20 protein-coding genes and 1 pseudogene are annotated in these 25505 nt (G+C 71.8%); 10 read left to right on the top strand and 11 right to left on the bottom strand.

The genetic code is table 11. The annotated features are described in order from the left end of the window. Nucleotides 1-21 precede the first annotated feature (21 nt). Nucleotides 22-1236, bottom strand: coding sequence for an acetate kinase (locus AB0B29_RS32305; RefSeq protein WP_362245380.1), 1215 nt, complete (start codon nt 1234-1236; stop codon nt 22-24). Further along, nucleotides 1233-3335 carry a phosphate acetyltransferase gene (gene pta / locus AB0B29_RS32300; RefSeq protein ID WP_362245378.1) on the bottom strand — a complete coding sequence of 701 codons (2103 nt, stop codon included), beginning with the start codon at nt 3333-3335 and terminating at the stop codon, nt 1233-1235. The genes AB0B29_RS32305 and pta overlap by 4 nt, the downstream gene beginning before the upstream one ends. Before the next feature lie 221 nt (nt 3336-3556). Between pta and AB0B29_RS32295 the strand changes: the two genes are divergently transcribed. Then, the gene (locus AB0B29_RS32295; RefSeq protein ID WP_053670536.1) at nt 3557-4582 is read left to right on the top strand and encodes an ATP-dependent 6-phosphofructokinase; all 1026 of its coding nucleotides are present in this window, start codon (nt 3557-3559) and stop codon (nt 4580-4582) included. 40 nt (nt 4583-4622) lie between these two features. Here the strand turns inward: AB0B29_RS32295 and AB0B29_RS32290 are convergent, their stop codons facing one another. After that, a complete protein-coding gene (locus AB0B29_RS32290; protein ID WP_362245376.1) occupies nt 4623-5375 on the bottom strand; it encodes a helix-turn-helix domain-containing protein in 753 nt (250 codons plus the stop codon). Nucleotides 5376-5561: 186 nt separating this feature from the next. Between AB0B29_RS32290 and AB0B29_RS32285 the strand changes: the two genes are divergently transcribed. From AB0B29_RS32285 to gudD, 3 genes and pseudogenes are all read left to right on the top strand, one after another. Next, complete coding sequence (locus AB0B29_RS32285; RefSeq protein ID WP_362245374.1) at nt 5562-6011, top strand: PPOX class F420-dependent oxidoreductase; 450 nt, start codon at nt 5562-5564, stop codon at nt 6009-6011. Nucleotides 6012-6251: 240 nt separating this feature from the next. Then, the gene (locus tag AB0B29_RS32280) at nt 6252-7589 is read left to right on the top strand and encodes a gluconate:H+ symporter (RefSeq protein WP_362245372.1); all 1338 of its coding nucleotides are present in this window, start codon (nt 6252-6254) and stop codon (nt 7587-7589) included. A gap of 73 nt (nt 7590-7662) precedes the next feature. Further along, nucleotides 7663-7812, top strand: a pseudogene (gudD, locus tag AB0B29_RS32275) (glucarate dehydratase); the annotation flags it as partial. A gap of 20 nt (nt 7813-7832) precedes the next feature. Here gudD and AB0B29_RS32270 read toward each other — a convergent pair. Next, entirely contained in the window at nt 7833-8522 is a 690-nt protein-coding gene (locus AB0B29_RS32270; protein WP_362245370.1) for a response regulator, read from the bottom strand. Then, nucleotides 8519-10192 carry a sensor histidine kinase gene (locus AB0B29_RS32265; protein WP_362245368.1) on the bottom strand — a complete coding sequence of 558 codons (1674 nt, stop codon included), beginning with the start codon at nt 10190-10192 and terminating at the stop codon, nt 8519-8521. The genes AB0B29_RS32270 and AB0B29_RS32265 overlap by 4 nt, the downstream gene beginning before the upstream one ends. A 198-nt stretch (nt 10193-10390) precedes the next feature. On the opposite strand from AB0B29_RS32265, the gene AB0B29_RS32260 reads away from it, so the two are divergent. Further along, on the top strand, nt 10391-11797 hold the full coding sequence (locus AB0B29_RS32260) for a cation:dicarboxylate symporter family transporter (RefSeq protein WP_362245366.1): 1407 nt from the start codon (nt 10391-10393) through the stop codon (nt 11795-11797). Between the two features lie 120 nt (nt 11798-11917). On the opposite strand, the gene AB0B29_RS32255 is transcribed toward AB0B29_RS32260, so the two are convergent. Further along, on the bottom strand, nt 11918-12532 hold the full coding sequence (locus AB0B29_RS32255) for a TetR/AcrR family transcriptional regulator (RefSeq protein WP_362245364.1): 615 nt from the start codon (nt 12530-12532) through the stop codon (nt 11918-11920). Nucleotides 12533-12643: 111 nt separating this feature from the next. On the opposite strand from AB0B29_RS32255, the gene AB0B29_RS32250 reads away from it, so the two are divergent. The 4 genes from AB0B29_RS32250 to AB0B29_RS32235 all read left to right on the top strand — a co-directional run bounded on the left by AB0B29_RS32250 (nt 12644) and on the right by AB0B29_RS32235 (nt 17817). After that, nucleotides 12644-14326, top strand: coding sequence for a DHA2 family efflux MFS transporter permease subunit (locus AB0B29_RS32250; protein ID WP_362245362.1), 1683 nt, complete (start codon nt 12644-12646; stop codon nt 14324-14326). A 320-nt stretch (nt 14327-14646) separates the two neighbouring features. Continuing rightward, a complete protein-coding gene (locus AB0B29_RS32245; RefSeq protein ID WP_362245360.1) occupies nt 14647-15075 on the top strand; it encodes a MerR family transcriptional regulator in 429 nt (142 codons plus the stop codon). A 23-nt stretch (nt 15076-15098) separates the two neighbouring features. Further along, a complete protein-coding gene (locus tag AB0B29_RS32240) occupies nt 15099-15413 on the top strand; it encodes a thioredoxin family protein (protein ID WP_362245358.1) in 315 nt (104 codons plus the stop codon). A gap of 172 nt (nt 15414-15585) precedes the next feature. Continuing rightward, nucleotides 15586-17817: a HelD family protein gene (locus tag AB0B29_RS32235; RefSeq protein WP_362245356.1), complete on the top strand. Its 2232-nt coding sequence runs from the start codon at nt 15586-15588 to the stop codon at nt 17815-17817. A gap of 38 nt (nt 17818-17855) precedes the next feature. Here AB0B29_RS32235 and AB0B29_RS32230 read toward each other — a convergent pair whose 3' ends face one another. Both AB0B29_RS32230 and AB0B29_RS32225 read right to left on the bottom strand, forming a co-directional pair. After that, a complete protein-coding gene (locus tag AB0B29_RS32230; protein ID WP_362245354.1) occupies nt 17856-18266 on the bottom strand; it encodes a hypothetical protein in 411 nt (136 codons plus the stop codon). A gap of 189 nt (nt 18267-18455) precedes the next feature. Further along, nucleotides 18456-19427, bottom strand: a complete 972-nt coding sequence (locus tag AB0B29_RS32225) for a LysR family transcriptional regulator (protein WP_362245352.1) — start codon at nt 19425-19427, stop codon at nt 18456-18458. A 173-nt stretch (nt 19428-19600) separates the two neighbouring features. Here AB0B29_RS32225 and AB0B29_RS32220 point away from each other — a divergent pair, with 173 nt between their 5' ends. Next, nucleotides 19601-20593 carry an alpha/beta fold hydrolase gene (locus AB0B29_RS32220; protein WP_362245350.1) on the top strand — a complete coding sequence of 331 codons (993 nt, stop codon included), beginning with the start codon at nt 19601-19603 and terminating at the stop codon, nt 20591-20593. 49 nt (nt 20594-20642) lie between these two features. Here the strand turns inward: AB0B29_RS32220 and glgB are convergent, their stop codons facing one another. From glgB to AB0B29_RS32205, 3 genes are all read right to left on the bottom strand, one after another. Next, entirely contained in the window at nt 20643-23507 is a 2865-nt protein-coding gene (glgB, locus tag AB0B29_RS32215) for a 1,4-alpha-glucan branching enzyme (RefSeq protein WP_362245348.1), read from the bottom strand. Between the two features lie 28 nt (nt 23508-23535). After that, complete coding sequence (locus tag AB0B29_RS32210; RefSeq protein ID WP_362245346.1) at nt 23536-24978, bottom strand: maltokinase N-terminal cap-like domain-containing protein; 1443 nt, start codon at nt 24976-24978, stop codon at nt 23536-23538. Nucleotides 24979-25170: 192 nt separating this feature from the next. After that, on the bottom strand, nt 25171-25505 hold a 335-nt coding region (locus tag AB0B29_RS32205), incomplete at its 5' end, for an alpha-glucosidase C-terminal domain-containing protein (protein ID WP_362245344.1).

Below are 25505 nucleotides of genomic sequence, written 5' to 3'. Positions count from 1 at the left end.
TACAAAAGGGCGGGATGCCGCTCAGGTGTGATTCCCCGAACCAATTACCAGCGCGTAGGTCTGTGTCGCGATCTCCAATTCCTCGTCAGTAGGTACCACCGCCACCGCGACCCGGGCCCCCTCGGGCGAGATCAGCCGCGCCTCGTCGCCGCGCACGGCGTTGCGTTCGCCGTCCACGGCCAGCCCCAGCTCCTCCAGACCCGCCAGGGCGGCCGCCCGTACGGGAGCCGCGTTCTCGCCCACACCGGCCGTGAAGGCGACCGCGTCCACCCGTCCGAGGACGGCGTAATAGGCGCCGATGTACTTCTTCAGGCGGTGAATGTAGATGTCGAACGCCAGCTCCGCCTGCTCGTCGCCCTCGTCGACGCGACGGCGGATCTCCCGCATGTCGTTGTCGCCGCACAGACCGATCAGACCGCTCTTCTTGTTGAGAAGAGTGTCGATCTCGTCGGCGGACATTCCGCCAACACGCATCAAATGGAAGATGACGGCCGGGTCCATGTCTCCGGAACGCGTACCCATCACGAGCCCCTCCAAAGGCGTAAGACCCATGGAGGTGTCCACGCAGCGGCCGCCCCGCACGGCAGAGGCGGACGCCCCGTTGCCCAGGTGCAGCACGATCACGTTCGTCTCGGCGGGGTCCTGGCCCAGCAACTCGGCGGTGGCCCGGGAGACGTAGGCGTGGGAGGTGCCGTGGAAGCCGTAGCGGCGGATGCGGTGTTCGTCGGCGGTCTTCACGTCGATCGCGTAGCGGGCGGCCGACTCCGGCATCGTGGTGTGGAACGCGGTGTCGAAGACGGCCACCTGCGGCAGGTCCGGGCGCAGCGCCTGGGCCGTGCGGATGCCGGTGAGGTTGGCCGGGTTGTGCAGCGGCGCCACCGGGATGAGCCGCTCGATCTCGGCGAGAACGGCGTCGTCGACGACGGTCGGCTCGGTGAAGTGCTTCCCGCCGTGCACCACCCGGTGCCCGATCGCGGCCAGTTCGGGCGAGTCCAGGCCGAGACCGTCCTTCGCCAGCTCCTCGGCCACGGCCTTGAGGGCGGCGTCGTGGTCGGCGATCGCCCCGCCGCGCTCCCGGCTCTCACCGCCCGCCGGGGTGTGTTTCAGCCGGGAGGTCTGCTCGCCGATGCGCTCCACCAGGCCCACCGCCAGCCGGCTGCTGTCGCGCATGTCGAGCAGCTGGTACTTCACCGACGAGGAACCGGAGTTGAGGACGAGGACGCGGGTGGGGCTCACTGGGCGGTTGCCTTCTCGCTCGGGGACGGGGCGGGGGACTGGGCCTGGATCGCCGTGATGGCGACCGTGTTGACGATGTCCTGGACGAGGGCGCCCCGGGACAGGTCGTTGACCGGCTTGCGCAGACCCTGGAGCACCGGGCCGACGGCGATCGCGCCGGCCGAGCGCTGCACGGCCTTGTAGGTGTTGTTGCCGGTGTTCAGGTCGGGGAAGATCAGCACGCTCGCCTGCCCGGCGACCTCGGAGCCGGGCAGCTTGGTCGCCGCGACCGACGGCTCCACTGCGGCGTCGTACTGGATCGGGCCCTCGATCTTCAGGTCGGGGCGGCGGGAGCGGACCAGCTCGGTGGCCTCGCGGACCTTGTCGACGTCGGCGCCGGAGCCCGAGGTGCCGGTGGAGTACGACAGCATCGCGATGCGCGGCTCCACGCCGAACTGCTCGGCCGTGGCCGCCGACTGGATGGCGATGTCGGCGAGCTGCTGGGCGTTCGGGTCCGGGTTGACCGCGCAGTCGCCGTAGACGAGGACCTTGTCGGCCAGGCACATGAAGAACACCGACGAGACGATGTCGGCGTCCGGCTTGGTCTTGATGATCTCGAACGCCGGGCGGATGGTCGCGGCCGTGGAGTGCACCGAGCCCGACACCATGCCGTCGGCGAGGCCCTCCTGGACCATCAGCGTGCCGAAGTAGTTCACGTCGGAGACGACGTCGTAGGCCAGCTCCACGGTGACGCCGCGGTGCGCGCGCAGGGCCGCGTACTGCTCGGCGAAGGTGTCCCGCAGCTCGGAGGTCGCCGGGTCGATCAGCTGGGACTCGCCGAGGTCGATGCCGAGGTCGGCGGCCTTCTTGCGGATCTGGTCGACCGGCCCGAGCAGCGTCAGCTCGCACACGCCCCGGCGCAGCAGCACTTCGGCGGCGTGCAGCACCCGCTCCTCGGTGCCCTCGGGCAGCACGACCCGGCGCAGGTCCGAGCGGGCCTGCTCCAGCAGCTTGTGCTCGAACATCATCGGCGTGACGCGGTCGCTGCTCGGCGCGGAGACCCGGTGGGCGAGGTCGGCGGTGTCGGCGTACCGCTCGAACAGGCCGAGGGCCCGCTCCGCCTTGCGCGGCGTGGCCGCGTTCAGCTTGCCCTCCAGGGAGAACAGCTGCTCGGCGGTGGGGAAGCTGGTGCCCGCCACCGACAGCACCGGGGTGCCGGGGGCGAGGCGGTCGGCGAGGGTGAGGATGTGGTCGCCGGGCACCTCGTCCAGGGTGAGGAGCATGCCCGCTATCGGCGGGGTGCCGGCGCTGTGCGCGGCGAGCGAGCCGACGACCAGGTCGGAGCGGTCGCCCGGGGTGACGACGAGGCAGCCCGGCGTGAGGGCGCTCAGGAAGTTCGGCAGCATCGCGCCGCCGAAGACGAAGCCGAGCACGTCCCGGGCGAGCCCGGAGTCGTCGCCCAGCACCACCTTGGCGCCCAGGGCGTGGCCGATCTGCGAGACGGTCGGCGCGGACAGCGCGGGCTCGTCGGGCAGCACGTAACAGGGCACGGGCAGCCGGGAGTCGAGCTGGCCGGCGATCTCGTCGCGGTCCTCGCGGGCCACCCGGTTGGTGACCATGGCCAGCACGTCGCAGCCCAGGGTGTCGTAGGCGCGGTAGGCGTTGCGCGTCTCGGCGAGCACGGCCTCGACGGTCTGCTTGCGGCCCCCGACGACCGGGATCACGGACGCACCGAACTCGTTCGCCAGCCGGGCGTTGAGCGACAGCTCGTCCGGCAGCTGGGTGCCGGCGTAGTCGGTGCCGAGGACCAGGACCACGTCGTAGTCCCGGGCGACCAGGTGGAAACGGTCGACGAGGGTGGACACCAGCTCGTCGGTGCCGGCCTCGGCCTGGAGGGCGGACGCCTCGTGGTAGTCCATGCCGTAGACGGTCGCCGGGTCCTGGGTGAGCCGGTAGCGGGCGCGCAGCAGCTCGAAGAGGCGGTCGGGCCCGTCGTGGACCAGGGGGCGGAACACGCCGACCCGGTCGACCTGCCGGGTGAGGAGCTCCATGACCCCCAGTTCGACGACCTGGCGTCCGTCGCCGCGGTCGATGCCGGTCACGTACACGCTGCGGGTCACGCGCGCTCTCCGTTCGTCTCGGATGGGGATACGCCTCTCGCCCCACTGCTATCCAGCCACGGGCACAAAAATCGCCCACCGAGGTGAGCAGAACCCTCTTGACAATACCTCTGCCGCTGGATAAGGCGCCCGTCAGCGTAGGGGTTCCACAGGGGGCTGTGGAGCGTGAAACAATCGGCAGTGGCTCACCGGTGTCAACAGCGAGCAGGAGACACAGCACGATGCGTATCGGAGTTCTCACCGCAGGCGGCGACTGCCCCGGCCTGAACGCCGTGATCCGGTCGGTCGTGCACCGGGCGGTCGACAACTACGGCGACGAGGTCATCGGCTTCGAGGACGGGTACGCGGGCCTGCTCGACGGCCGCTACCGCTCCCTCGACCTGGAGTCCGTCAGCGGCATCCTGGCCCGCGGCGGCACCATCCTCGGCTCCTCCCGCCTGGAGCGCGACCGGCTGCGCGAGGCCTGCGAGAACGCCTCCGACATGATCCACCAGTTCGGCATCGACGCGCTGATCCCGATCGGCGGCGAGGGCACGCTGACGGCCGCCCGCATGCTGAGCGACGCGGGCCTGCCCGTCGTGGGCGTCCCGAAGACGATCGACAACGACATCTCCTCCACGGACCGCACCTTCGGCTTCGACACCGCGGTGGGCGTCGCCACCGAGGCGATGGACCGGCTGAAGACCACCGCCGAGTCCCACCAGCGGGTCATGGTGGTGGAGGTCATGGGCCGGCACGCCGGCTGGATCGCCCTGGAGTCCGGCATGGCGGCCGGCGCGCACGGGATCTGCCTGCCGGAGCGGCCGTTCGACCCGGCCGACCTCGTGAAGATGGTCGAGGAGCGCTTCTCCCGCGGCAAGAAGTTCGCGGTGGTCTGCGTCGCCGAGGGCGCCCACCCCGCCGAGGGCTCCATGGACTACAACAAGGGCGCCATAGACAAGTTCGGCCACGAGCGCTTCCAGGGCATCGGCACCGCCCTCGCGCACGAGCTGGAGCGGCGCCTGGGCAAGGAGGCCAAGCCGGTCATCCTCGGCCACGTCCAGCGCGGTGGTGTGCCGACCGCCTACGACCGGGTGCTCGCGACGCGCTTCGGCTGGCACGCGGTGGAGGCGGCGCACCAGGGCCGGTTCGGCCGGATGACCGCCCTGCGCGGGACGGACATCGTGATGGTCCCGCTCGCCGAGGCCGTCACCGAGCTGAAGACGGTACCGAAGGACCGGATGGACGAGGCCGAGTCGGTCTTCTAGCAGCGGGGTCCGGGGCGCGGGGCCTCCGGCTGTTTTTCCCCTAGCCGGGCTCCGGGTCGGTGTGTTCCTGGAGTTTCGTCCAGAAGTGCTCCACGATCCGGTCGAGGAAGTCCTGGCCGGCGCCGCCCGCGTCGCCGCTGCCGCCGCCCCAGCTCAGGGTGGTGGCCATGTGTCCCTGGTAGTCCTCGTGCAGACTGCGCAGAGCGCGCTCCAGGAACCGCCGGTCCAGGGGCACGAGTTTGGCCACCGGCCGGACGTAGGCCTGCCAGCGCGTCGTCGCGGCGCTGCGCAGCAGGTCGCCCAGTCTGGCGTCGCGGCCCGTGACGGTCACGAAGTCGGGCAGCCCCAGCCCGAGCAGATCGGCGAGGGCGGTGGCCTGGCGTTCCGTGCCGCGCCAGCCGTCGGTCTCCTCCATGCGCAGGTACGCGTGTACCTCGTGCCCCACGGCCCGCGCCACGTCCTCCGGCGCGAGGCAGCGGGCGATGCGGTGCTCGCGCAGGGTGCGCGGGGTGCCGATCAGTTCGGCGGGCGAGCACCACAGTACGCCCGCGAGCGCGGTGAGTTCGGAGTCGGTCGGGGCGGCGGCCCCGCGTTCCCAGGCCATCACGTGGTCCGGGGTGATGTGGGGATGTCCGTACGAGACGCGCATGCCGTGGGCGACGTGCTCGGGTGTCATGCCGAGGGCCGCGCGCAGCCGGCGGGCGGCGGGGGCGTTGAACGGCCGGGTGGCGGGGGCGGTCTGCGTCGGGGGAGAGGGAGACGGGCGGTTCGGTCGGGCTGAAGGTCGGCGCACGGCCCACAAGCTAGGGCGGCAAGAGGGGGCTGACTACGGTCTGTTCGGCCAGGATCACGGATTGTAGGAACCTACGGCTACCGGCCGGTTCGACCGGGGCTGAAGATCGCCTGTCGGCGGGGGCACGCACGCGGCGAGGATGGCGCCGGGCCCGATGATCACGGGCCCGGAAAGGTGGTGGCCCACGTGAACGGCAAGCTCAACGGGCATATTCGCGAGCGTCTTCTCGCGCCGAACTTCTGGCACCTCGCAACAGTGGGGGCGGACGGTGCGCCCCAGGTGTCGCCCATGTGGGTGGACATCGAAGGGGAGTACGTCATGGTCAACACCTCGGTGGGGCGGGTGAAGGAGGAGAACCTGCGGCGCAATCCGTACGTTTCGCTGTCGCACCACGACCCCGCCAACCCCTACGACCGGGCGGAGATCCGGGGCAGGGTCGTCCGGTTCGTGGAGGGCGAGGAGGCGGAGCGGGCGATGGACCGGCTGGCGCGGAAGTATCTCGGGGAGGACCGGTACCCGTGGCTGCTGCCGGGCGAGCGCCGGGTGATGCTGCTGATCGAACCGACACGGGTGCGGAGGCTGGACGGTGTCGAGCCGTTCCGGGCGGGCGTGCTGCCGGAGGGGGCGGCGGGCTGAACCGTCCACCGAGCACGGTCGGCCCCTGAGGGCGGATGGTCAGCGGAGCGCCCGGCGGGCAGGTCTCGCCGGGCGCTCCTGCGTGTGGCGAAACCCGTCGAGAGGTGATCGTCCGACCCATTGACCCCGCCCGTTCACCCACTTAGCCTCCATCTTCATACGTGGACGCCATCCGCATACGGAGACGTCGCGTAGGGATGCCTCACCAGGGATGGGACACCGGTTCAAAGGGGAACTGCCTTGCCTCTGCTCGTCGTCGGGCTCAGCGTCGTGATCCTGCTCCTGCTCATGACCAGGCTGAGACTGAACGGCTTCGCCGCCCTGCTGCTCGTGGCGGTGGGAGTGGCGCTGGTGCGGGGCATCCCCGTGGCGACCATCCCGGACGTGCTCTCCGAGGGCATCGGTGACCAGGTCGGCGACACCATGCTCACCATCGGGCTCGGCGCCATGGTCGGGCGTGTGATGGGGGACTCGGGCGCTGCCCAGCGCATCGCGGGCCGTCTCCTCGACGCCTTCGGGCCGCGCTGGGTCCAGGTGGCCATGGTGGTCACGGCCATGCTCATCGGCGTGACCATGTTCTACGAGGTCGCGTTCATCATCATCGTGCCCATCGCGTTCACCCTGGTCAGGGTCACCGGGGCGAAGCTGCTGTGGGTGGGCCTGCCGATGTCCATCGCGCTGTCCACCATGCACAGCTTCCTGCCTCCGCACCCCGGGCCCACCGCGGTCGCCGCGACCTTCCACGCCTCGGCCGGGCTGACCCTGTTCTACGGTCTGTTCGTCGCCGTCCCCGCCGGCGCGCTCGTCGCCCTCACCTGGCCGCGGCTGCCGTTCGTCGCGCGGCTGACGCCGTCCATCCCCGACGGCCTGGTCAGCGACCGCGAGTTCACCGACGAGGAGATGCCCGGACTCGGCTGGTCGCTGTTCGTGGCGCTGTTCCCGGTGGTGCTGATCGTGGCCGCCGCGGTGACCGAGATGGCCACGTCGGGGGAGGGCCCCCTGCTGCACGTCGTCGCGTTCATCGGGTCGGCGCCGATAGCGCTGCTGCTGACGCTGTGCCTGGCCGTGTGGGCGTTCGGGCCGCGCATCGGGCGCAGCCTGAGCGACGTCGGGGCGTCCTGTGCGTCGGCGGCCCAGGCGATGGCGATGATCCTGCTGGTGATCGGCGCCGGCGGAGCGTTCAAGAACGTCCTCGTCGAGGGCGGGATCTCCGACTACATCAAGGACACCACGCACGGCTGGTCCGTCTCCCCGATCGTCCTCGCCTGGCTCGTCGCCGTCATCCTGCGCATCGCGCTCGGCTCGGCCACGGTCGCCGTCGTCACGGCCTCCGGGGTGGCCCTGCCGCTGCTCGCGGGGAGCGGCGTCCACCCGGAGGTGATGGTGCTGGCCGTCGCCTGTGGCTCCATCGCGTTCTCGCACGTGAACGACCCCGGGTTCTGGCTGTTCAAGGAGTACTTCAACCTGTCGGTCGTCGAGGCGATCAAGGTCCGCACGTCCTACACGACGGTGCTCGCCGTGCTCGGGTTGGGCGGGGTGCTGGCGGTCGAGTGGGTGCTCGACGTGCTGAGTCCGTGACGTTCTGAGTTCGTGACGTTCTGAGTTCGTGACTTCTGAGTCCGTGAACCGGGTCTTCGTGAAAGGGCGATTCATGAGCATCGGCCGGCAGCCGGTCGTCACGTCGTTCGCCGTCCATCCCGTCGCCGGACGGGACAGCATGGAGCTGAACCTGTCCGGCGCGCACGGGCCGTACTTCACCCGCAACGTCGTCGTGCTCACCGACTCCGAGGGAGGATCAGGGAATCGGTGGCTGAACAACCGTCACTGGTTCGTGACCCAGCGGTACTGCAGCTCCGGGCGTCCCACCGTGCCGTACTGCGGGCGGCGCGCGGCGCGGCCCGCGTCGACCAGGTGCTCCAGGTAGCGGCGGGCCGTGATGCGGGAGATGCCCACGGTTTCGGCGACCCCGGCGGCCGTCAGGCCCTCCGCGCTGTCGCGCAGGGCCACCGTCACCCGCTCCAGCGTCGGCGCGCTCAGCCCCTTGGGCAGCGCGGCCGGGCCCGGCGCCCGCAGGGCCGCGAGCGCCCGGTCCACCTCGTCCTGGCCGCTCGCCTCGCCGACCGCCGCGTGGAACTCGGCGTAGCGCACGAGGCGGTCGCGCAGGGTCGCAAACGTGAACGGCTTCAGGACGTACTGCACGACCCCGAGCGAGACGCCCTCACGCACGACGGCCAGGTCGCGGGCCGACGTCACCGCTATCACGTCGGCGTGATGACCGGCCGCCCTGAGGGACCGGGCCAGGTGCAGTCCGTGCCCGTCCGGCAGGTGCAGGTCGAGCAGGAGCAGGTCCACCGGGGTGCGCTCCAGAGCCCGGCGGGCCTCCGCGCCCGAGTGGGCCTTGCCCACGGCCACGAACCCGGGCACCCGCCCGACGTACAGGACGTGCGCGTCGGCGGCGACCGGATCGTCCTCCACCACGAGGACGCGGATGGCCTTCTCGCTGCTCGTCATGCGTCGCCTCCAGCGCCTCTGGTCACCGGGGCGGCCCCGGAGGGCACGGCGTCCGCCGGGGTCCCCGGCTCCCGCAGCGGCAGCCGTACCTCGAACTCCGCGCCACCCCCGTCGGCCTCCGCGACCGTCAGGGAGCCCTCGTGCCGCTGGGCCGCCTGACGGACGAGCGCCAGCCCGAGGCCCCGCCCGCCGGGGCCCGCCGGCTTCGTCGAGAAGCCACGCTGGAAGACCGCCTCCGCGTGCTCGGGGTCCACGCCCGGCCCCGTGTCCGAGACCCGCAGCACCAGCTCCTCGACGTCACCGGAGCCGCGGGTGTACGCCGCCACCGTCACCCGGGCCCGCGCACTGCCCTGCGCCGCGTCCACGGCGTTGTCGATGAGGTTGCCGAGAATGGTCACCAGGTCCCGCGCCGGCAGGGACTCGGGCAGCAGGCCGTCGTCCAGGCTGCTGTCCTCCGAGACCATCAGCTCCACGCCCCGCTCGTTCGCCTGGGCCGTCTTGCCCAGCAGGAGCGCCGCCAGCACCGGCTCGCTCACCGCCGCCACGACCTGGTCGGTCAGTGCCTGTGCCAGCTCCAGCTCGGCCGTCGCGAACTCCACCGCTTCCTCCGCCCGGCCCAGTTCGATCAGCGAGACCACCGTGTGCAGCCGGTTCGCCGCCTCGTGCGCCTGTGAGCGCAGCGCCTGTGTGAAGCCCCGCTCGGAGTCCAACTCGCCCATCAACGACTGCAGTTCGGTGACATCGCGCAGGGTGACGACGGTACCGCGCCGCTCACCGCCCGACACCGGCGAGGTGTTGATCACCAGGACCCGGGAGGCCGTGAGATGCACCTCGTCCACCCGCGGCTCCGACGCCAGCAGGGCACCCGTCAGCGGGGCCGGCAGCCCCAGCTCCGCCACCGACCTGCCCACCACGTCCCCGGCCACGCCGAGCAACTCCCGACCTCCGTCGTTGATCAGCGCCACACGGTACTGCCCGTCCAGCATCAGCAGCCCCTCCCGCACGGCGTGCAGGGCGGCCTGATGGTAGTCGTGCATCCGGCTCAGCTCGGTCGCGTTCATACCGTGGGTGTGGCGGCGCAGCCGGGCGTTGACGACGTAGGTGCCGACCGCGCCCAGCACCAGCGCGCCGGCCGCGACGCCGAGCAGGGCCGTCAGCTGGTCCTGGACCCGCTGGGTGATCTGCTCGACCCGGATCCCCGCGCTGACCAGGCCGACCACCCTGCCGCCGTCCTTGATCGGGGTCACCGCGCGCACCGACGGGCCGAGCGTGCCCGTGTAGGTCTCGGTGAAGGTCTCGCCCTTCAGGGCCCGCTCGGTGTGCCCCTGGAAGGTCTGGCCGATCTGCTTCGGGTCGGGGTGCGTCCAGCGGATGCCCCGCGGATCCATGATCGTGATGAAGTCGACCTCGGTGTCCCGCATCACCTTCAGCGCGTACGGCTGGAGCTCGGCCGTCGGGTCGGGGGTGCGGGTCGCCGCCAGCACCGACGGGGAGTCCGCGACGGACCGCGCCACCGCAGTGGCCTGGCGGGTCGCGGCCTCTTCCGCCTGGCCGCGGTCGCTGACGTAGGAGAACAGCGCGTATCCGGCCACGACGACCGCTATCAGCACGGCCTGCATGGCGAAGAGCTGGCCCGCCAGACTGCGGGGGCCGGGGACGGTGAAGCGCATGTCGTCAGTCTGCCTCGTGGCTGATTGTGAACTAAATGAACGGAAGGGTGACCGCGCTCACAGAGCAGGACATAGTCACGGCATTCCCCATAACGCATCTCCGGGAGCCCCGCTCGGTCTTCTCCCGAGTTTCCCGGAGTCTCCCCGGACGTGAGCCGCACGCCGGTGATGCCGACGACGTCGTCAAGGAGGGCCGCCGTGACCAGCGCAGCCGATACGGCACCTGCCGCACGCAAACCCAAGCGGGACCGCACGCACTACCTCTACATCGCGGTGATCATCGCGGTCGCCGCCGGTATCGCGGTGGGTCTGGCCGCTCCGGACTTCGCGCAAGAGCTGAAGCCGATCGGCACGGGGTTCGTGGCCCTGATCAAGATGATGATCTCGCCGATCATCTTCTGCACGATCGTGCTGGGCATCGGCTCGGTACGGAAGGCCGCCAAGGTCGGTGCCGTCGGCGGTATCGCCCTGGGCTACTTCATGGTGATGTCGCTCGTCGCGCTGGGCATCGGCCTGGTCGTCGGCAACATCCTGGAGCCGGGCACGGGCCTCGCGGTGACCGACGCGGTCAAGGACGCCGGTCACGCGCAGATCGACGCCGAGGCCAAGAACACCACGGAGTTCCTGCTCGGCATCATCCCGACCACCATCGTGTCGGCGTTCACCAACGAGTCGGTGCTCCAGACCCTGCTGATCGCCCTCCTCGCGGGCTTCGCGCTGCAGGGCATGGGATCGGCCGGCCAGCCGATCCTGCGCGGCATCGAGCACATCCAGCGGCTCGTCTTCCGCATCCTGGCGATGGTCATGTGGGCCGCGCCGATCGGTGCCTTCGGCGCCATCGCCGCAGTCACCGGCTCCGCGGGCGTGGAAGCGCTCAAGAGCCTCGCCGTGCTGATGCTCGGCTTCTACGTGACCTGTTTCCTGTTCGTCTTCATCGTGCTCGGCACCCTGCTGCGCGTGGTCGCAGGCCTGAACGTCTTCACGCTGTTCAAGTACCTGGGCCGGGAGTTCCTGCTGATCCTGTCCACGTCCTCGTCCGAGTCCGCGCTGCCGCGGCTCATCGCGAAGATGGAGCACCTGGGCGTCAGCAAGCCGGTGGTCGGCATCACCGTCCCGACCGGCTACTCGTTCAACCTCGACGGCACCATGATCTACATGACCATGGCCTCGCTGTTCATCGCCGACGCCATGGGCACGCCGATGTCGCTCGGTGAGCAGATCCCGCTGCTGCTCTTCCTGCTGGTCGCCTCCAAGGGCGCCGCCGGTGTCACCGGCGCGGGCCTGGCCACGCTGGCCGGCGGTCTGCAGTCGCACAAGCCCGCCCTGGTGGACGGCATCGGCCTCATCGTCGGCATCGACCGCTTCATGAGCGAGGCCCGCGCCCTGACGAACTTCGCGGGCAACGCCGTGGCCACGGTGCTGATCGGCACCTGGACCAAGGAGATCGACAGGGACCGTGTGAACCAGGTCCTCGCCGGTCAGCTGCCCTTCGACGAGAAGACGCTGCTGGACGACGGCCACGGCGGCCACGGCGGCCCGGCCGACGACCACGTCGAGACCGAGGTGCCCGAGCAGGGCGGCGAGAAGGAGCTGGCGAAGGCCTGACGGCCGCGCCGCCCCCCATAACCCGGGCGGCTGGGTGTCCCCCCGTCGCTCAGCCGCCCGGTCCACACACCGAGAAGTCGAAGAGCTGCATCGAGCAGCTCAAGCGATACCCCGAGCAGTTCACGCGTTCAGCTTCGCCACCAGGTCGGTGGCCTTCGAGGCGGGCACGCCCGCCGCGGTCAGTACGGTGACCGCGGCGCAGCGGCCCGCCTCTCGCGCTGCCAGCAGTCCGTCGTTCACGGCCTCCATCACGGCGAACAGCATCTGCTCGTGCACATACGCCAGGGCCGGAGCCGGCAGCGGCGAACTGAAGACGTTCTCGTCCAGCCCTTGCTGCAGCAGCCCGATGCTCGCGTCCCGGACCGGGGCGAGCCGCTCCCGGATGCCCTGCATGGTGACCGTGCGCTGGGCGAGGGCGACCAGCAGCCGGTAGCGGTCGGCGATCTCCCACACCGACAGCACCGAGCGCGCCACCGCCTCCGCCGGTTCCCGCACGTCCGCGCGGCCCGCCGCGTGCGCGGCCGACAGTGCCTGCACGGCCTCGTCGACCAGCGTGCTGATCAGCGCCTCGCGGCTCGGGAAGTGCCCGTACACCGTCCGCCGTACGACGCCCGCGGCCTTCGCGATCTGGTCCATGGACGCGTCGGGGTCGCGCAGCAGCTCTGCGAGGGCGACATCGAGGATGCGGCGGCGGTTGGCGTCGGCGCGGCTGGTTCCCGTGGTCATGGACGTCATTGTGCCTCTTCCCCCACCGACTTGCACAGTGCTGTGCAACGGCGTAGATTGCACAGCGTTGTGTAAATGCACATCCATGTGCAACTATGAGCTGGGAAGGCGACCCCTGCCATGCGACTCGTCATGAACGAACCGGCCGAGAGGATGGACCGCCCCTACCCGCGCCGCTGGTGGGCGCTCCTCGTGCTCTGCCTCAGCCTGCTGATCATCGTGATGGCCAACACCGCCCTCACCGTCGCCGCGCCCGCCATGACCGAGGACCTCGGCCTGTCCAGCGCCGACCTGCAGTGGGTGATCGACGGCTACACCGTCCCGTACGCCGCGCTGATGCTGCTGCTCGGCGCGATCGGCGACAAGTACAGCCGCCGGGGCGCGCTCGTCCTCGGCCTGGTGGTGTTCGCGGGCGGCTCCGTCTTCGGCTACCTCGCCGACAGCTCCACGACGGTCATCGCCGCCCGGGCCGTGATGGGCGCGGGCGCGGCGATGATCATGCCCGCCACGCTGTCCCTGCTCGCCGCGACCTTCCCCAGGGGTGAACGCGCCAAGGCCATCACCCTGTGGACCGCCACGGCCGGACTCGCCATCGCGGCCGGACCGCTGGTCGCCGGGGCCCTGCTGGAGGACCACGGCTGGTCGTCGACGTTCCTCATCAACGTCCCCGTCGCCGTCCTGGCCCTCGCCGGGGCCTTCGTGCTCGTGCCGCCGTCCAGGGCCGCGGACCGCGGGCGCATCGACTACGGCGGAGGGCTGCTGTCGGTGGTGTGGATCGCCTCGCTGGTCTACATGATCATCGAGGGCCCGCACTTCGGCTGGGGCGTCAAGGCCGTCACGGCGGCGGTCGTCGCCGGAGCCGGGCTCGTCGCCTTCGTCCTGTGGGAGCTGCGCCACCCGCGTCCGCTGCTCGACGTCCGCCGCTTCACGAACCGCGGTTTCGCCGGCTCCAACCTCGCCGTCGCCCTGTTCTTCCTGGCGGTCTTCGGCGCCTTCTACTACCTGACGCAGCACCTTCAGTTCGTCCTCGGCTACGACGCCCTGGACACGGGCCTGCGCATGCTGCCGCTGGCCGGCGCCGTGTTCGTGGGCGCCGCCCTCACCGGCCTCCTCACGCCCCGGGTCGGCATGAAGTGGACCGTCACGGCCGGCATGGTCGGCGGTACGGCGGCCCTGGCCCTGCTCACCCAGGTCGACGCCGGCGCCTCGTACGGCGACTTCGTCGCGCCGCTGATCGTCCTCGGTCTGTCGATCGGGCTCGCGCTCTCGCCCTGCACGGACGCGATCATGGGGGCGTTCCCGGAGTCGAAGCTGGGCGTCGGCGGCGCGGTGAACGACACGTCGCTGGAGCTCGGCGGTTCGCTGGGCATCGCCATCCTCGGCTCGCTGCTGGCGACGTCGTACTCCGGCCACCTCTCGGATGCCACGGCCGGCAGCAAGCTCCCCGCGTCCTCCCTCTCCACGGCCCAGGACTCCGTCGGGGCCGGGTACGCCGTCGCCCAGGGCATCGGTGACAAGGCCCGGCAGCTCGCCGAGCAGGCCGCGCACACGAGCGACCCCCAGCAGGCGGAGCGACTCCGGGCGCAGGCCGAGCAACTCGGCGGCGGGGCCAGGCAGATGGCCGAGGCGGTCGGCTCCTCCTTCTCCGACGCGGTCGCCCACACCAGCCTGATCGGTGCCGTGATCCTGGGCGTCGGCACGGTGGTGGTGGCGCTGCTGCTGCCCGGCAAGGACAAGACGGTGGCCGAACCTGCCGAAGGAAACGAGGAGAGCAGGGAACCGGAGTCCGCAGGGGCCCGCTAGGTCCTGTCCGCACAGTCCCGTCGCCCGCCCGCCCGGAAGGGGGGCGGGCGACGCGGCGTCATGGGGTCCCCTGGGGCTTCGCCCGGTGCGGCGAGTGGCACGCTCCCCCTGCTCGAAGCGCCGGGGGAGCGTGCCAGGCGTTGCGATGCGGGACGGGCTCCGCGGACGCACGTGAGCACCTCGCGGGTGTGGCGTCGCCGTCCCGGGGCGGTCGGGGCTTCGCGACCGGCACTACGCCGGCCCGGCCGCCTCGTCCAGCCGCGTCCGTTCCTCCGGCGTCCGTTGCCTTGACGCCGGGGTCAAGGATTACGTTCGACCGCATGCGAATCGGCGAGCTGGCCGCGCGGGCCGGGACCACGACGCGGACGCTGCGGTACTACGAGTCGCGCGGGCTGCTGCCCGCGCGGCGCACCGGCAACGGATACCGGACCTACGACGAGAGCGACCTGCGCCTGCTGCGGCAGATCAGGACGCTCCAGGACTTCGGCTTCGACCTGGAGGAGACGCGGCCCTTCGTGGAGTGCCTGCGCGCCGGGCATCCCGAGGGCGACTCGTGCCCGGCGTCGCTCGCGGTCTACCGGCGCAAGCTGGGCGAACTCGACGCATTGATCGGACAGCTGGCCGGCGTGCGGGACACCGTCGCGCGGCAGCTTCAGCGGGCCGAACAGGCGCGGGCCGAGCTGGCCGCCGAGGCGGAGGTTCCGGGCGGTCCGGAGCCTGTGTGCGAACTGGGAGGGGACCCGTGGTGACCGGAGTGACTGGCGTTACCGGAGTGATCGATGTGACCGACGCGAACTTCGAGACGGAGGTGATCGGCGCGGAACTGCCGGTGCTGGTGGAGTTCACCGCCGACTGGTGCCCGCCCTGCCGGCAGATGGGTCCGGTGCTCGAGGCCCTCGCCGCCGAGGAGGGCGACCGGCTCAAGGTGGTGCAGCTCGACGTGGACTCCAACCCGGCGACGACCAACGCCTACAAGGTGCTGTCCATGCCGACGTTCATGGTGTTCCGCGGCGGCGAGCCCGTGAAGTCGATGGTGGGGGCGCGAGCCAAGCGGAGGCTGCTGGAGGAGCTTGCCGACGTGGTCTAGCCGACCCGCCCGCCGAACAGAAAATCCCCCGAGCAATTGCGCTCGGGGGATTTCCTTGCGTATATTTGTCTGTTCGTGACTTCAACTCGATTGCAGTCACAGTGAAGTTCAGTGAGCACAGTATATCCGGGCGGGAGCGGAATTGTCAAACACCGAATTTCCGGACGATGAATTGCGACAGGAACAGGAATTCATCGACGGGTTGTACGCGCGCGTGGACGCGCTGCGCGGCGACGCCGAGACCTCCGTCACGGACGCGCTCGCGCAGGGCAACACCCCCATGCAGGCCAGACTCGAGCGGGACATCCTGGTCGCCGAGCGCTCCGGGCTGCTCGCCGCGCTGAACGCGGTGGACGGCTCCCTGTGCTTCGGCCGGATCGACCTCACCTCGGGCGTTACCCACCACATCGGCCGCATCGGCCTGCGCACCGACGACGCCGAACGCACCCCGGTCCTGATCGACTGGCGAGCCGATGTCGCCCGCCCCTTCTACCTGGCCACCGGGCACACCCCGATGGGCCTCAGGCGCCGCCGGCACATCGCCACCGACGGCCGCCGGGTCACCCACCTGCACGACGAGATCCTCGACCTCGGCGACGAGACCCGCACCGGCCACGAGGACCCGACGGGCGACGCCGTGCTGCTCGCCGCCCTCGACTCGGCGCGCACCGGCCGCATGGGCGACATCGTGCAGACCATCCAGGCCGACCAGGACCGCATCATCCGTGCCCCGCACCGCGGCGTCATGGTGGTGGAGGGCGGCCCCGGCACCGGCAAGACGGCCGTCGCCCTGCACCGCGCCGCCTACCTGCTGTACGAGCACCGGGAGCTGCTCGCCAAGCGGGCCGTGCTGATCGTCGGGCCCAACCCGGCGTTCCTCGGCTACATCGGCGAGGTACTGCCCTCCCTCGGTGAGACCGGGGTGCTGCTCGCGACCGTGGGCGAGCTGTTCCCCGGGGTGAAGGCGACCGCGACCGACACGCCCGAGGCGGCCGCCGTGAAGGGCAGCGCCGGCATGGCCGACGTCCTCGCCGAGGTCGTGCGCAGCCGGCAGGCGCTGCCCGACCCGGTGATCGCCATCGAGCACGACCGCGAGGTCCTGATGCTCGACGACGGGCTGGTCAACATGGCCCGCGAGCGCACCCGCGCCGCCAAGCTGCCGCACAACGCCGCCCGCGAGCACTTCGAGGGCCACATCCTCAACGCCCTCACCGACCTGTACGCCGAGCGGATCGGCACCGACCCCTTCGACGGGTCCAGCCTGCTCGACCCCAGCGACGTCACCCAGATCCGCGACGACCTCGCCGAGAACCCCGAGGTCTGGGCCGCCGTCGACCAGCTGTGGCCGCTGCTGACCCCGCAGCGGCTCGTCGCGGACTTCCTCGCCGCGCCGGAGGAGTTCCTGCCCGCCGAGGACGCCGACGCCGTACGCCGTCCGGTCACCCGGCGCTGGACGGTCGCGGACGTGCCGCTGCTCGACGAGGCCGCCGAACTCCTCGGCGACGACGACCGGCTCGCCCGCGACCGTGCCGAGCGTGAGCGGCAGCGGCAGATCGCCTACGCCCAGGGCGTGCTCGACGTGTCCTACGCGTCCCGGACCTACGAGTTCGAGGACAAGGAGGAGGACGACCCCGAGAGCTCCGAGGTGCTGTCCGCGCACGACATCATCGACGCCGAGCGGTTCGCCGAGCGGCACGAGGAGGACGACCACCGCAGCGCCGCCGAGCGCGCGGCGGCCGACCGCACCTGGGCGTTCGGGCACATCATCGTCGACGAGGCGCAGGAACTGTCGCCGATGGCGTGGCGGCTGCTGATGCGGCGCAGCCCGACCCGCTCGATGACCCTGGTCGGCGACCCGGCCCAGACGGCGGAGGCGGCCGGGGTCGGCTCCTGGTCGGGCATCCTCTCGCCGTACGTCGAGGACCGCTGGGAGCACACCCGTCTGGGCGTCAACTACCGCACACCGGCCGAGATCATGGACGTCGCCGCGGCCGTCGTGCGCGCCGAGCACCCGGACTTCGAGCCGCCCAGCTCGGTCCGCTCGACCGGCGTGCGGCCCTGGGCGCGCGCCACCGACGACCTTCCGGGCGCCGTCGCCAAGGCGGTCGGGGAGCTCACCCCGGCCGAGGGCAGGCTCGCGGTGATCGCGCCGCGCGACCTCCACCGCTCCCTCGCGGCCCGGCTGGACGGCGTCACGGCCGGCGCCGAGCCCGATCTCACCCGGTCGGTCGTCCTGCTCGACCCGCGCCAGGCCAAGGGCCTGGAGTTCGACTCGGTCCTCGTGGTCGAGCCCGGCCGGTACGGCACCAGCGACCTGTACGTGGCCCTGACCCGGGCCACCCAGCGGCTGGGCGTGCTGCACACCGGGGAACTGCCGAAGCCCCTGGCGGAGGCGTTCGGGTAGCGGAGCGGCCCCGTACCGCCCGGGTACGGGGCCCGTCTCTACATCAGGAGCGACCTCGGATCCCGCAGCGCGTGCCACAGCCCGGCCCCGAGCGGTACGACCGTCAGGGCGAAGAAGACCCAGAACAGGAACTCGGCCCCGGGCGCCAGTTCGTAGACGGTGCCGTCCTCCCACAGGCAGTAGGCCCGCGGCGGAAACGGGGTGGAGACCCCCGTCACCTTCCCGCTTCCGATGACGCCCTCCTGGTACGGCTCCCCGGGGCAGGGGGCGGTCTCCGGGAACAGCACGGGATCGTCCGCCGCCATGATGAACAACCAGGTGGCCGCGGCGAGCGGCACCGCCCAGAAGACCGACATCTTCCCCCACAGCGGCAGCAGCGGATGCGCCAGCAGGCCGCGCAGCGCGACCCAGCCGACGACCAGCCCGGCGAAGACGGGGAGCAGCGTCACGACGCCACGGCCCCCCTGCGGGCGCGCAGTCCGGGCGCGTAGCCCGCGCCGATGAGCGCGCCGACGGCACAGGCCACCGACACCGGACTCGTCAGCACGACGGGACCCGCGGGGTGAGCACCAGGGCATCCATGCCGCCACCCCACCAGGACCCCACCGCGCGGGCTGTGGCGGAAGCCACTCCTCCGGTCACAGCCGTGTCACAGGAGGAAGGGCTCGATCCGGCTCGTCCGCGGTCGGGTCACCGGGTGGTGCGGGCAGCCAGTCGCGCGCCGGGTCGTACTCCAGCCATCTTCTCCACCCTGCCTGCGCGGCGAAGGCGGTGGTGAGGGTGTTCAGACCCGGGTGCCCGCTGCCCGTGCGCCACAGCAACGACCAGGCGTACAGCGGTGTGGGGTCGACCAGCGGGACGCTGCGCAGGCCCGGCACGTCCGGCAGGGGCACGTCGGCGGGCAACAGCGAGAACCGTCGCGGGTCCTCCACCACCTCGGCGAGGAAGTGGGCGAGGCCCAGGTTGAGGGTCGTGGCCGTGGTGGGGATGCCGAAGCGGTGGGCGAACCGGTGCAGGAAGTCGAGCCGGTCCGGAGCACCGGGCGCCCACAGCACGCTGCCGCCCAACCGGTCGGGCCGGAGCGCCGGTTCGGATGCGAGGGGATGGTCCGCGCCGAGCACCGCGTCCACCGGCTCCAGCCGGACCAGGCGGTGGGCCAGCCCCGGGTGCAGCGGGGGGTGGACCCGGCCGAAGGCCGCGTCGATGTCGCCGCGCAGCAGGGCCGCCGTCACCGACGGCAGGTCCCGTCCGTGCCCCAGTGTCAGCTCCCCGGCCTGTCCGGCGACGTGGGCCAGGGTCCGCATCGGCGCGTAGAGGTGCCCCCAGACGTCCAGCCGCAGGGGGCGGTTGGATCCGGCGGCAGCCGCGACCGCCGACTCGGCCGAGGCCAGGGCCTGCCGGGCCGGACCGAGGAAACGCCGCCCCGCCTCCGTGAGGGCGACCGTCCCGCCTCCGCGCTGCAACAACGCGGTGCCGAGCAGCGATTCGAGCCGCGCGATGCGCTTCGACAACGCCTGCTGGGACAGACCGAGCGTGCCGGCGGCCCGCCCGAAGTGCAGTTCCTCGGCGGCGCGTACGAAGGCCCGTACCTGCGCCATGTCGAGATCCATGGCTCCCCACCCTAGGGGACGACAACCGGAAGTTGTCGGCCCAGCTGGTTCGTTGTTGGATCACCGGGTGGCCGTCGGGGTTGCATGGCCGTCATGCGAAGACCGATTCCCGCGGGGGAGGCGGCCCGCCCGGTCGCCGATGCCGCGGCCGTCCTGCTGACCGGAGGAACCCGATGAACGCCCCCGAGTTCGCCGCCGCCCAGTGGACCCGCGCCACCGGCGCGGGCGTCGACCCTCACGAGTACCGGCGCGTCACCGCGGGCCTCACCTCCGTCGCCGACTGGGGACCGGCCCTCTCCCGTGCCGGAGACGCCTGTGTCGAGCGCGCCGAGCGGGCCGGGTCGTCCGTCTCCACGGGTGAGCACCTCCTGATGGCGGCCCGGTGGTACCACCTCGCCACTCTCGCGCCGTACGGGGAGGCGGGCCGTGCCGCCGCCCTCGCGGACCGGGCCCTGAGCCGGGCGCTGACCGAACTGGAACCCGATGCACGGCGCGTCGACGGTGAAGGCTTCACCGGCTGGTTGCGCGGCCCCGCGGACGCCCGCGGCACGGTCGTCCTCGTGCCCGGCCTGGACTCGGCCAAGGAGGAGTTCCTCGGCCTGGCCTCCGCGCTGCTGGCCAGGGGCCTCGCGGTGTACGCGATGGACGGCCCCGGGCAGGGCGCGCTCAGGGCCACGACCACCCTCACGCCGGACTACGAGCAGGTCGTCGGCCGGGTCCTCGACGCCCTCGGCGTCGCTCGCGCCGGGCTCGTCGGCCTCAGCCTGGGCGGCTACTACGCGGCGCGGACGGCGGCACTGGAGCCACGCGTGGCGGCCGTCGCCACCGTCAGCGGTCCCTTCCGCCTCGACTGGAGCGAACTGCCCCGGCCCGTACGGGACATCATGACCGAGCGGGCCGGAGGGGCCGACGCGGCCCGCGCCTTCGCCCGCCGGGTGGACCTCGCCGACCTGGCACCGCGCATCACGGCACCCCTGCTGGTCGTGGACGGCGGCCGGGACGTCATCCCCGGCGTGACGAACGGCGAGCCGCTCGCCCGCCTGGCACCGCACGGCACCCACGTGTCGGTGCCGCACGGCGACCACCTGCTCGGCAACGCGCGAGGCGACTGGCTGTTCCCGCTCGCCGACCACATCGCACACGCGCTGACGGGAGCGGCCGGATGAGCCGCCCCCCGAAGACGCTCCCCGGCCTCCCCGTCGCTTCCCCGGCCTCCTAAGCCGGCCGCAGCCACACCGTCGCCAGGGGCGGCAGGGTCAGGCGGATGCTGGCCGGGCGGCCGTGCCAGGCCAGGGGTTCGGGTTTGACCGGGTCGGGGTTGTGGACGTCGCTGCCGCCGTAGCGGGCCGCGTCGGTGTTGACGGCCTCGTGCCAGGCGGGGATGTCGTCGGGGACGCCCAGGCGGTAGTCCTGCCGGGTGACCGGCGCGAAGTTGGACACCGCCAGCACCGGGACGCCCTCCGGGTCAAGCCGCAGGAACGCGAGGACGTTGTCGTCGGCGGCATCCCCGACGATCCACTCGAAACCGGCCGGGTCCGTGTCCAGCCGCCACAGCGCCGGGGTCGCCCGGTAGACGGTGTTCAGGTCGCGGACCAGGTCCCGCACACCCCGGTGGTCGGGCTCCGCCCCGTACCCCGGGTCCAGCAGCCACCAGTCCGGTCCGTGCGCCTCCGACCACTCGGCACCCTGCGCGAACTCCTGGCCCATGAACAGCAGTTGCTTGCCCGGATGGGCCCACATGTAGCCGAGGTAGGACCGCACCCCGGCACGCTGCTGCCACCAGTCGCCCGGCATCTTCGACACCAGGGACCGCTTGCCGTGCACGACCTCGTCATGGGAGATCGGCAGCACGTAGTTCTCGCTGTACGCGTACACCATCGAGAACGTCAGCTCGCCGTGGTGGTACTTGCGGTGCACCGGCTCGTGACTCATGTACTGCAACGAATCGTGCATCCAGCCCATGTTCCACTTCAGCCCGAAACCGAGCCCGCTGAAGCCGCTCGGGCCCTTGTGGTGGGTGGCGCGGGTGACACCGTCCCAGGCGGTGGACTCCTCGGCGATCGTGACCACGCCGGGCACCCTGCGGTACACCGTCGCGTTCATCTCCTGCAGGAACGCCACCGCGTCCAGGTTCTCCCGCCCGCCGTGCTCGTTGGGCGTCCACTGACCCGGCTCGCGCGAGTAGTCCAGGTAGAGCATCGAGGCGACGGCGTCCACGCGCAGGCCGTCGATGTGGAACTCCTCGCACCAGTACACGGCGTTCGCCACGAGGAAGTTGCGCACCTCGTTGCGGCCGAAGTCGAACTCCAGCGTGCCCCAGTCGGGGTGAGCGGCCCGCAGCGGATCCTCGTGCTCGTACAGGGGCCTGCCGTCGAACTCGGCCAGCGCCCAGGCGTCCCGCGGGAAGTGCGCCGGCACCCAGTCCATGAGGACGCCGATGCCGGCCTGGTGCAGCTTGTCGACCAGGTACCGGAAGTCGTCCGGCGTGCCCAGCCGGGCCGTCGGCGCGTAGAAGCCCGTCACCTGGTAGCCCCAGGACCCGCCGAACGGATGCTCCGCGACCGGCATCAACTCGACGTGCGTGAAGCCCAGGTTCTTCACGTACCCGGGCAGCTGCTCGGCGAGCTGGCGGTACGTCAGGCCCGGTCGCCAGGACGGCAGATGGACCTCGTACACCGAGAACGGCGCCTCGTGCGCGGGAACCTCGGCGCGCCGGGCCACCCAGTCCGCGTCGCCCCACTCGTACTCCGAGGACGTGATCACCGACGAGGTGGCGGGCGGTACCTCCGTGCGGCGGGCCAGCGGGTCGGCGCGCAGCGTCTTCGAACCGTCGGGGCGGGTGATCTCGAACTTGTACAGCTCGCCCTCGCCGACGTCCGGCAGGAACAGCTCCCACACCCCGGACGAGCCCAGCGACCGCATGACGTGCCCGGTGCCGTCCCAGAAGTTGAAGGTGCCGGCCACCCGCACACCGCGCGCGTTCGGCGCCCAGACCGCGAACCGGGTTCCGGTCACGCCCTGGTGGGTCATCGGGTGCGCGCCGAGCGCCGTCCACAGCTCCTCGTGCCGGCCCTCGCCGATCAGGTGCAGGTCGAGGTCGCCCAGCGTGGGCAGGAAGCGGTAGGCGTCCTCGGTCTGAAGGACCGTGCCCTCGTACTCCACGATCAGCCGGTAGGCCGGGACCTCCCGCAGCGGCAGCAGCCCCGAGAAGAACCCCTCCCCGTCGTCGTGCAGTTCGGCTCGCAGCTCACCGGCGTCGACGGTCACCGCCAGGGCGTACGGGCGGAATGCCCGGAAGGCGACCCCGCCCGGCACGGGGTGGGCGCCGAGCACGGAGTGCGGGTCGTGGTGCGTGCCGCCGAGCAGCCGCTCCCGGTCCGCCGCGGCGACGGCGGGCGAGACGGCGACCTCCGTCTCCGGGGGCACGACCTGGGCGGGAGCGGTGGCCTTCTCGGTGGTGGTCCCACGGGGGGCGGCCTGTTCGGCGGTCGCCTTCTTCGACGGAGCCTTCTTCGCGGCGGACTTGGCTGCAGCGGCCTTCGTGGTGGCCCTCGTAGTGGCCTTCGCGGCGGTCTTGGTGGCCGCCGCCTTCGCCGTGACGGCCTTCTCGGCGGCGGTCTTCGTGACCGCCGTCTTCTTCGCGACCGTCTTCTTCGCGACCGTCTTCTTCGTGGTCGCCTTCTTGGCGGCCGTCTTGCTCGCCGCCGTCTTCTCGACGGTTGCCGGCTCGGCGGCCGCCTTGGTCGCGGCCACCTTCTTGGCGGTGGACTTCGCCACGGGCGCCTTCGCGGGAGGCGACTTCTTCGCGACGGCCTTCTTCGCGACCGCCTTCTTCGCAGCGGTCGTCTTCGCAGGGGCCGCCTTCTTGGCGGTGGCCTTCGCCGCGGGTGACTGTGCGGCGGGCGTCTTCTTGGCGGCGGCCTTCTTCGCGGCCGCCGTCGCCTTCTTCGCCGCTGCCTGTTTGGGCACCGCCGTCTTCTTCGCGGCGCTCTTCTGCTGGGCGGCCGTGGGCTGCTCGGGGATCTTCTCCCCGGCGGTCCCCTTGGGACGCGAACCGCTGGACTCAGGGCGGGGGGTCACGGGCGGAGCCTCCAGGGCGAGGGGTCGGTCAGGTCAGGTGGCCGGTCGAGGCGAGCCGGTCTATGGCGGCCAGGGGCACCGGCAGCCAGTCGGGGCGGTGCCGGGCCTCGTACACCACCTCGTAGATCGCCTTGTCCGTCTCGTAGGCCCGCAGCAGCACCGGGTCGGTGCGCGGATCGCGGCCGGAGGCCTCCGCGTAGCCGGAGCAGTACGCGGAGCGGCAGGTTTCGGCCCAGTCCGGCTGGGGCGGGTCGATCGAACGCGCCGCGTAGTCGAAGGACCGCAGCATGCCGGCGACGTCACGCACCGCGGGCTGCGGCATGCGGCGCTCGGCCAGCGGCCGGGCCGGCTCCCCCTCGAAGTCGATCAGCCGCCACTCGCCGGACGGCGAGCGCAGGCACTGCCCGAGATGCAGATCGCCGTGCACCCGCTGCGCGGTCCACGTGCGGCCCTCGGCGGCCAGATCGCCCAGCGCCGTGAACGCCGACCGCAGCCCGCGGGCGTAGGGCCGCAGCGCGGGCACCGCCTGGACGGCCGCGTCCAGCCGCTCGACCATGCCGCCGACCATGAGCTCGAGCTGTGAGTGACCGAGCGTGACGGTCGGCAACGCCCGGGCCAGCGCGGTGTGCACCTCGGCGGTGGCCCGCCCCAGTGCCCGCGCCTCGGCGCCGAAGTCCTCGCCCTTGGCCAGCTCGCGCAGCGCCAGCTCCCAGCCGTCGGAGGCGCCCTGCAGGAACGGCTGGAGAACGCCCAGGACGTAGGGCCGGCCGGCGGGGTCCGCCGGGCCCGCCGCGACGACCGGGTCCGCCGCGGGGTCGATGTCCGCGACCATCCAGGCCGTCGGCGCGGGCACCCGGGGGCAGTTCTCCCGGGCCAGCGCGAGCGGCAGCTCCAGATCGGGGTTGACCCCCGGCACGATCCGGCGGAGCAGCTTGAGGATGAACGTATCTCCGTAGACGATCGACGAGTTGGACTGCTCGGCGGTCACCACGCGAGGCACCAGCCCGGAGCGGATGTCCTGGCCGGGGTCCCGCTCGAAGCGGAGCCGTCCGACCCGGGCCTGTGCGCGCAGCGCCTCCAGGAGCAGCTCGGCGGGCCGGGTGTCGTGCAGGGCGTCGTAGACGGTCCGCCCGGCCAGCGGCCCCGTCGGCACATGTCCGATGAGCGCGGGCGCCAGCCGAGGCGGCAGCGCCTCGCGCACGCCTATCAGCAGCTGGTAGCAGTCACCGGGGTGCCCGGGCGCCCCGTGGGACGGCACGACGGGCTGATGGGCGCGGACGAGCAGGTGGAACAGGCCCAGCTTGGACGTGGCCGGGAGCAGCTCGGTGGCCTCGACCAGCGTGAACCCGGTGACCGGCCGTCCCTTGCCCGCGAACCAGCGCTGCCGCGGCAGCCACTCCCGCAGCAACGGGTCGAGGGAGGCAAGGAGGCCGGGCGGGGTGGTGACGGTGCGTGTGACGGCTTCCGACATGGCGTCGCGTCCTTTCACCCATTCATGGTGCGCCTCCGGGTGCCTGCAGCCGGCCCCGGACGGCGCCCCTCCGGCTCACGCGGGTGGGCGGGGTGTTACTGATGCGTGCCCCGGGCGGGGCGGAGGAAACGCCCCGCCGCCGGGGTTTGCGGCCCGTCCCGCGGATCGGGCCTCAACAGGCCTTTGCAGGCCTCACATGGTCTCCTTGCGGAGCCGGAACCAGTAGAACCCGTGGCCCCCGAGCGTCAGCAGGTACGGCAGCTCGCCGATCGCCGGGAAGCGGACCCCGCCGAACAGCTCCACCGGGTGCCGCCCCTCGAAGGCGCTCAGGTCAAGCTCGGTGGGCTGTGCGAAACGGGAGAAGTTGTTCACGCACAGCACCAGGTCGTCCTCGTACTCGCGCAGGAACGCCAGCACGGCGGGGTTGGAGCTGGGCAGCTCGGTGTAGGAGCCGAGCCCGAAGGCCGGGTTCTGCTTGCGGATCTCGATCATGCGGCGGGTCCAGTGCAGCAGCGACGACGGCGACG

This window comes from Streptomyces tibetensis, from assembly GCF_040647715.1.
In the GTDB taxonomy this organism is placed as follows: Bacteria; Actinomycetota; Actinomycetes; order Streptomycetales; family Streptomycetaceae; genus Streptomyces; species Streptomyces tibetensis_A.
This window is presented reverse-complemented; position numbering and strand designations above follow the sequence as displayed.

What these genes read in the sequence shown, in the direction of transcription:
- AB0B29_RS32270 (WP_362245370.1), bottom strand. Translation starts at nt 8,522, where the DNA reads ATGACGAGCAGCGAGAAGGCCATCCGCGTCCTCGTGGTGGAGGACGAT.
- AB0B29_RS32250 (WP_362245362.1), top strand. Translation starts at nt 12,644, where the DNA reads ATGCGACTCGTCATGAACGAACCGGCCGAGAGGATGGACCGCCCCTAC.
- AB0B29_RS32295 (WP_053670536.1), top strand. Translation starts at nt 3,557, where the DNA reads ATGCGTATCGGAGTTCTCACCGCAGGCGGCGACTGCCCCGGCCTGAAC.
- AB0B29_RS32245 (WP_362245360.1), top strand. Translation starts at nt 14,647, where the DNA reads ATGCGAATCGGCGAGCTGGCCGCGCGGGCCGGGACCACGACGCGGACG.
- AB0B29_RS32220 (WP_362245350.1), top strand. Translation starts at nt 19,601, where the DNA reads ATGAACGCCCCCGAGTTCGCCGCCGCCCAGTGGACCCGCGCCACCGGC.
- AB0B29_RS32225 (WP_362245352.1), bottom strand. Translation starts at nt 19,427, where the DNA reads ATGGATCTCGACATGGCGCAGGTACGGGCCTTCGTACGCGCCGCCGAG.
- AB0B29_RS32265 (WP_362245368.1), bottom strand. Translation starts at nt 10,192, where the DNA reads ATGCGCTTCACCGTCCCCGGCCCCCGCAGTCTGGCGGGCCAGCTCTTC.
- AB0B29_RS32255 (WP_362245364.1), bottom strand. Translation starts at nt 12,532, where the DNA reads ATGACGTCCATGACCACGGGAACCAGCCGCGCCGACGCCAACCGCCGC.
- AB0B29_RS32210 (WP_362245346.1), bottom strand. Translation starts at nt 24,978, where the DNA reads ATGTCGGAAGCCGTCACACGCACCGTCACCACCCCGCCCGGCCTCCTT.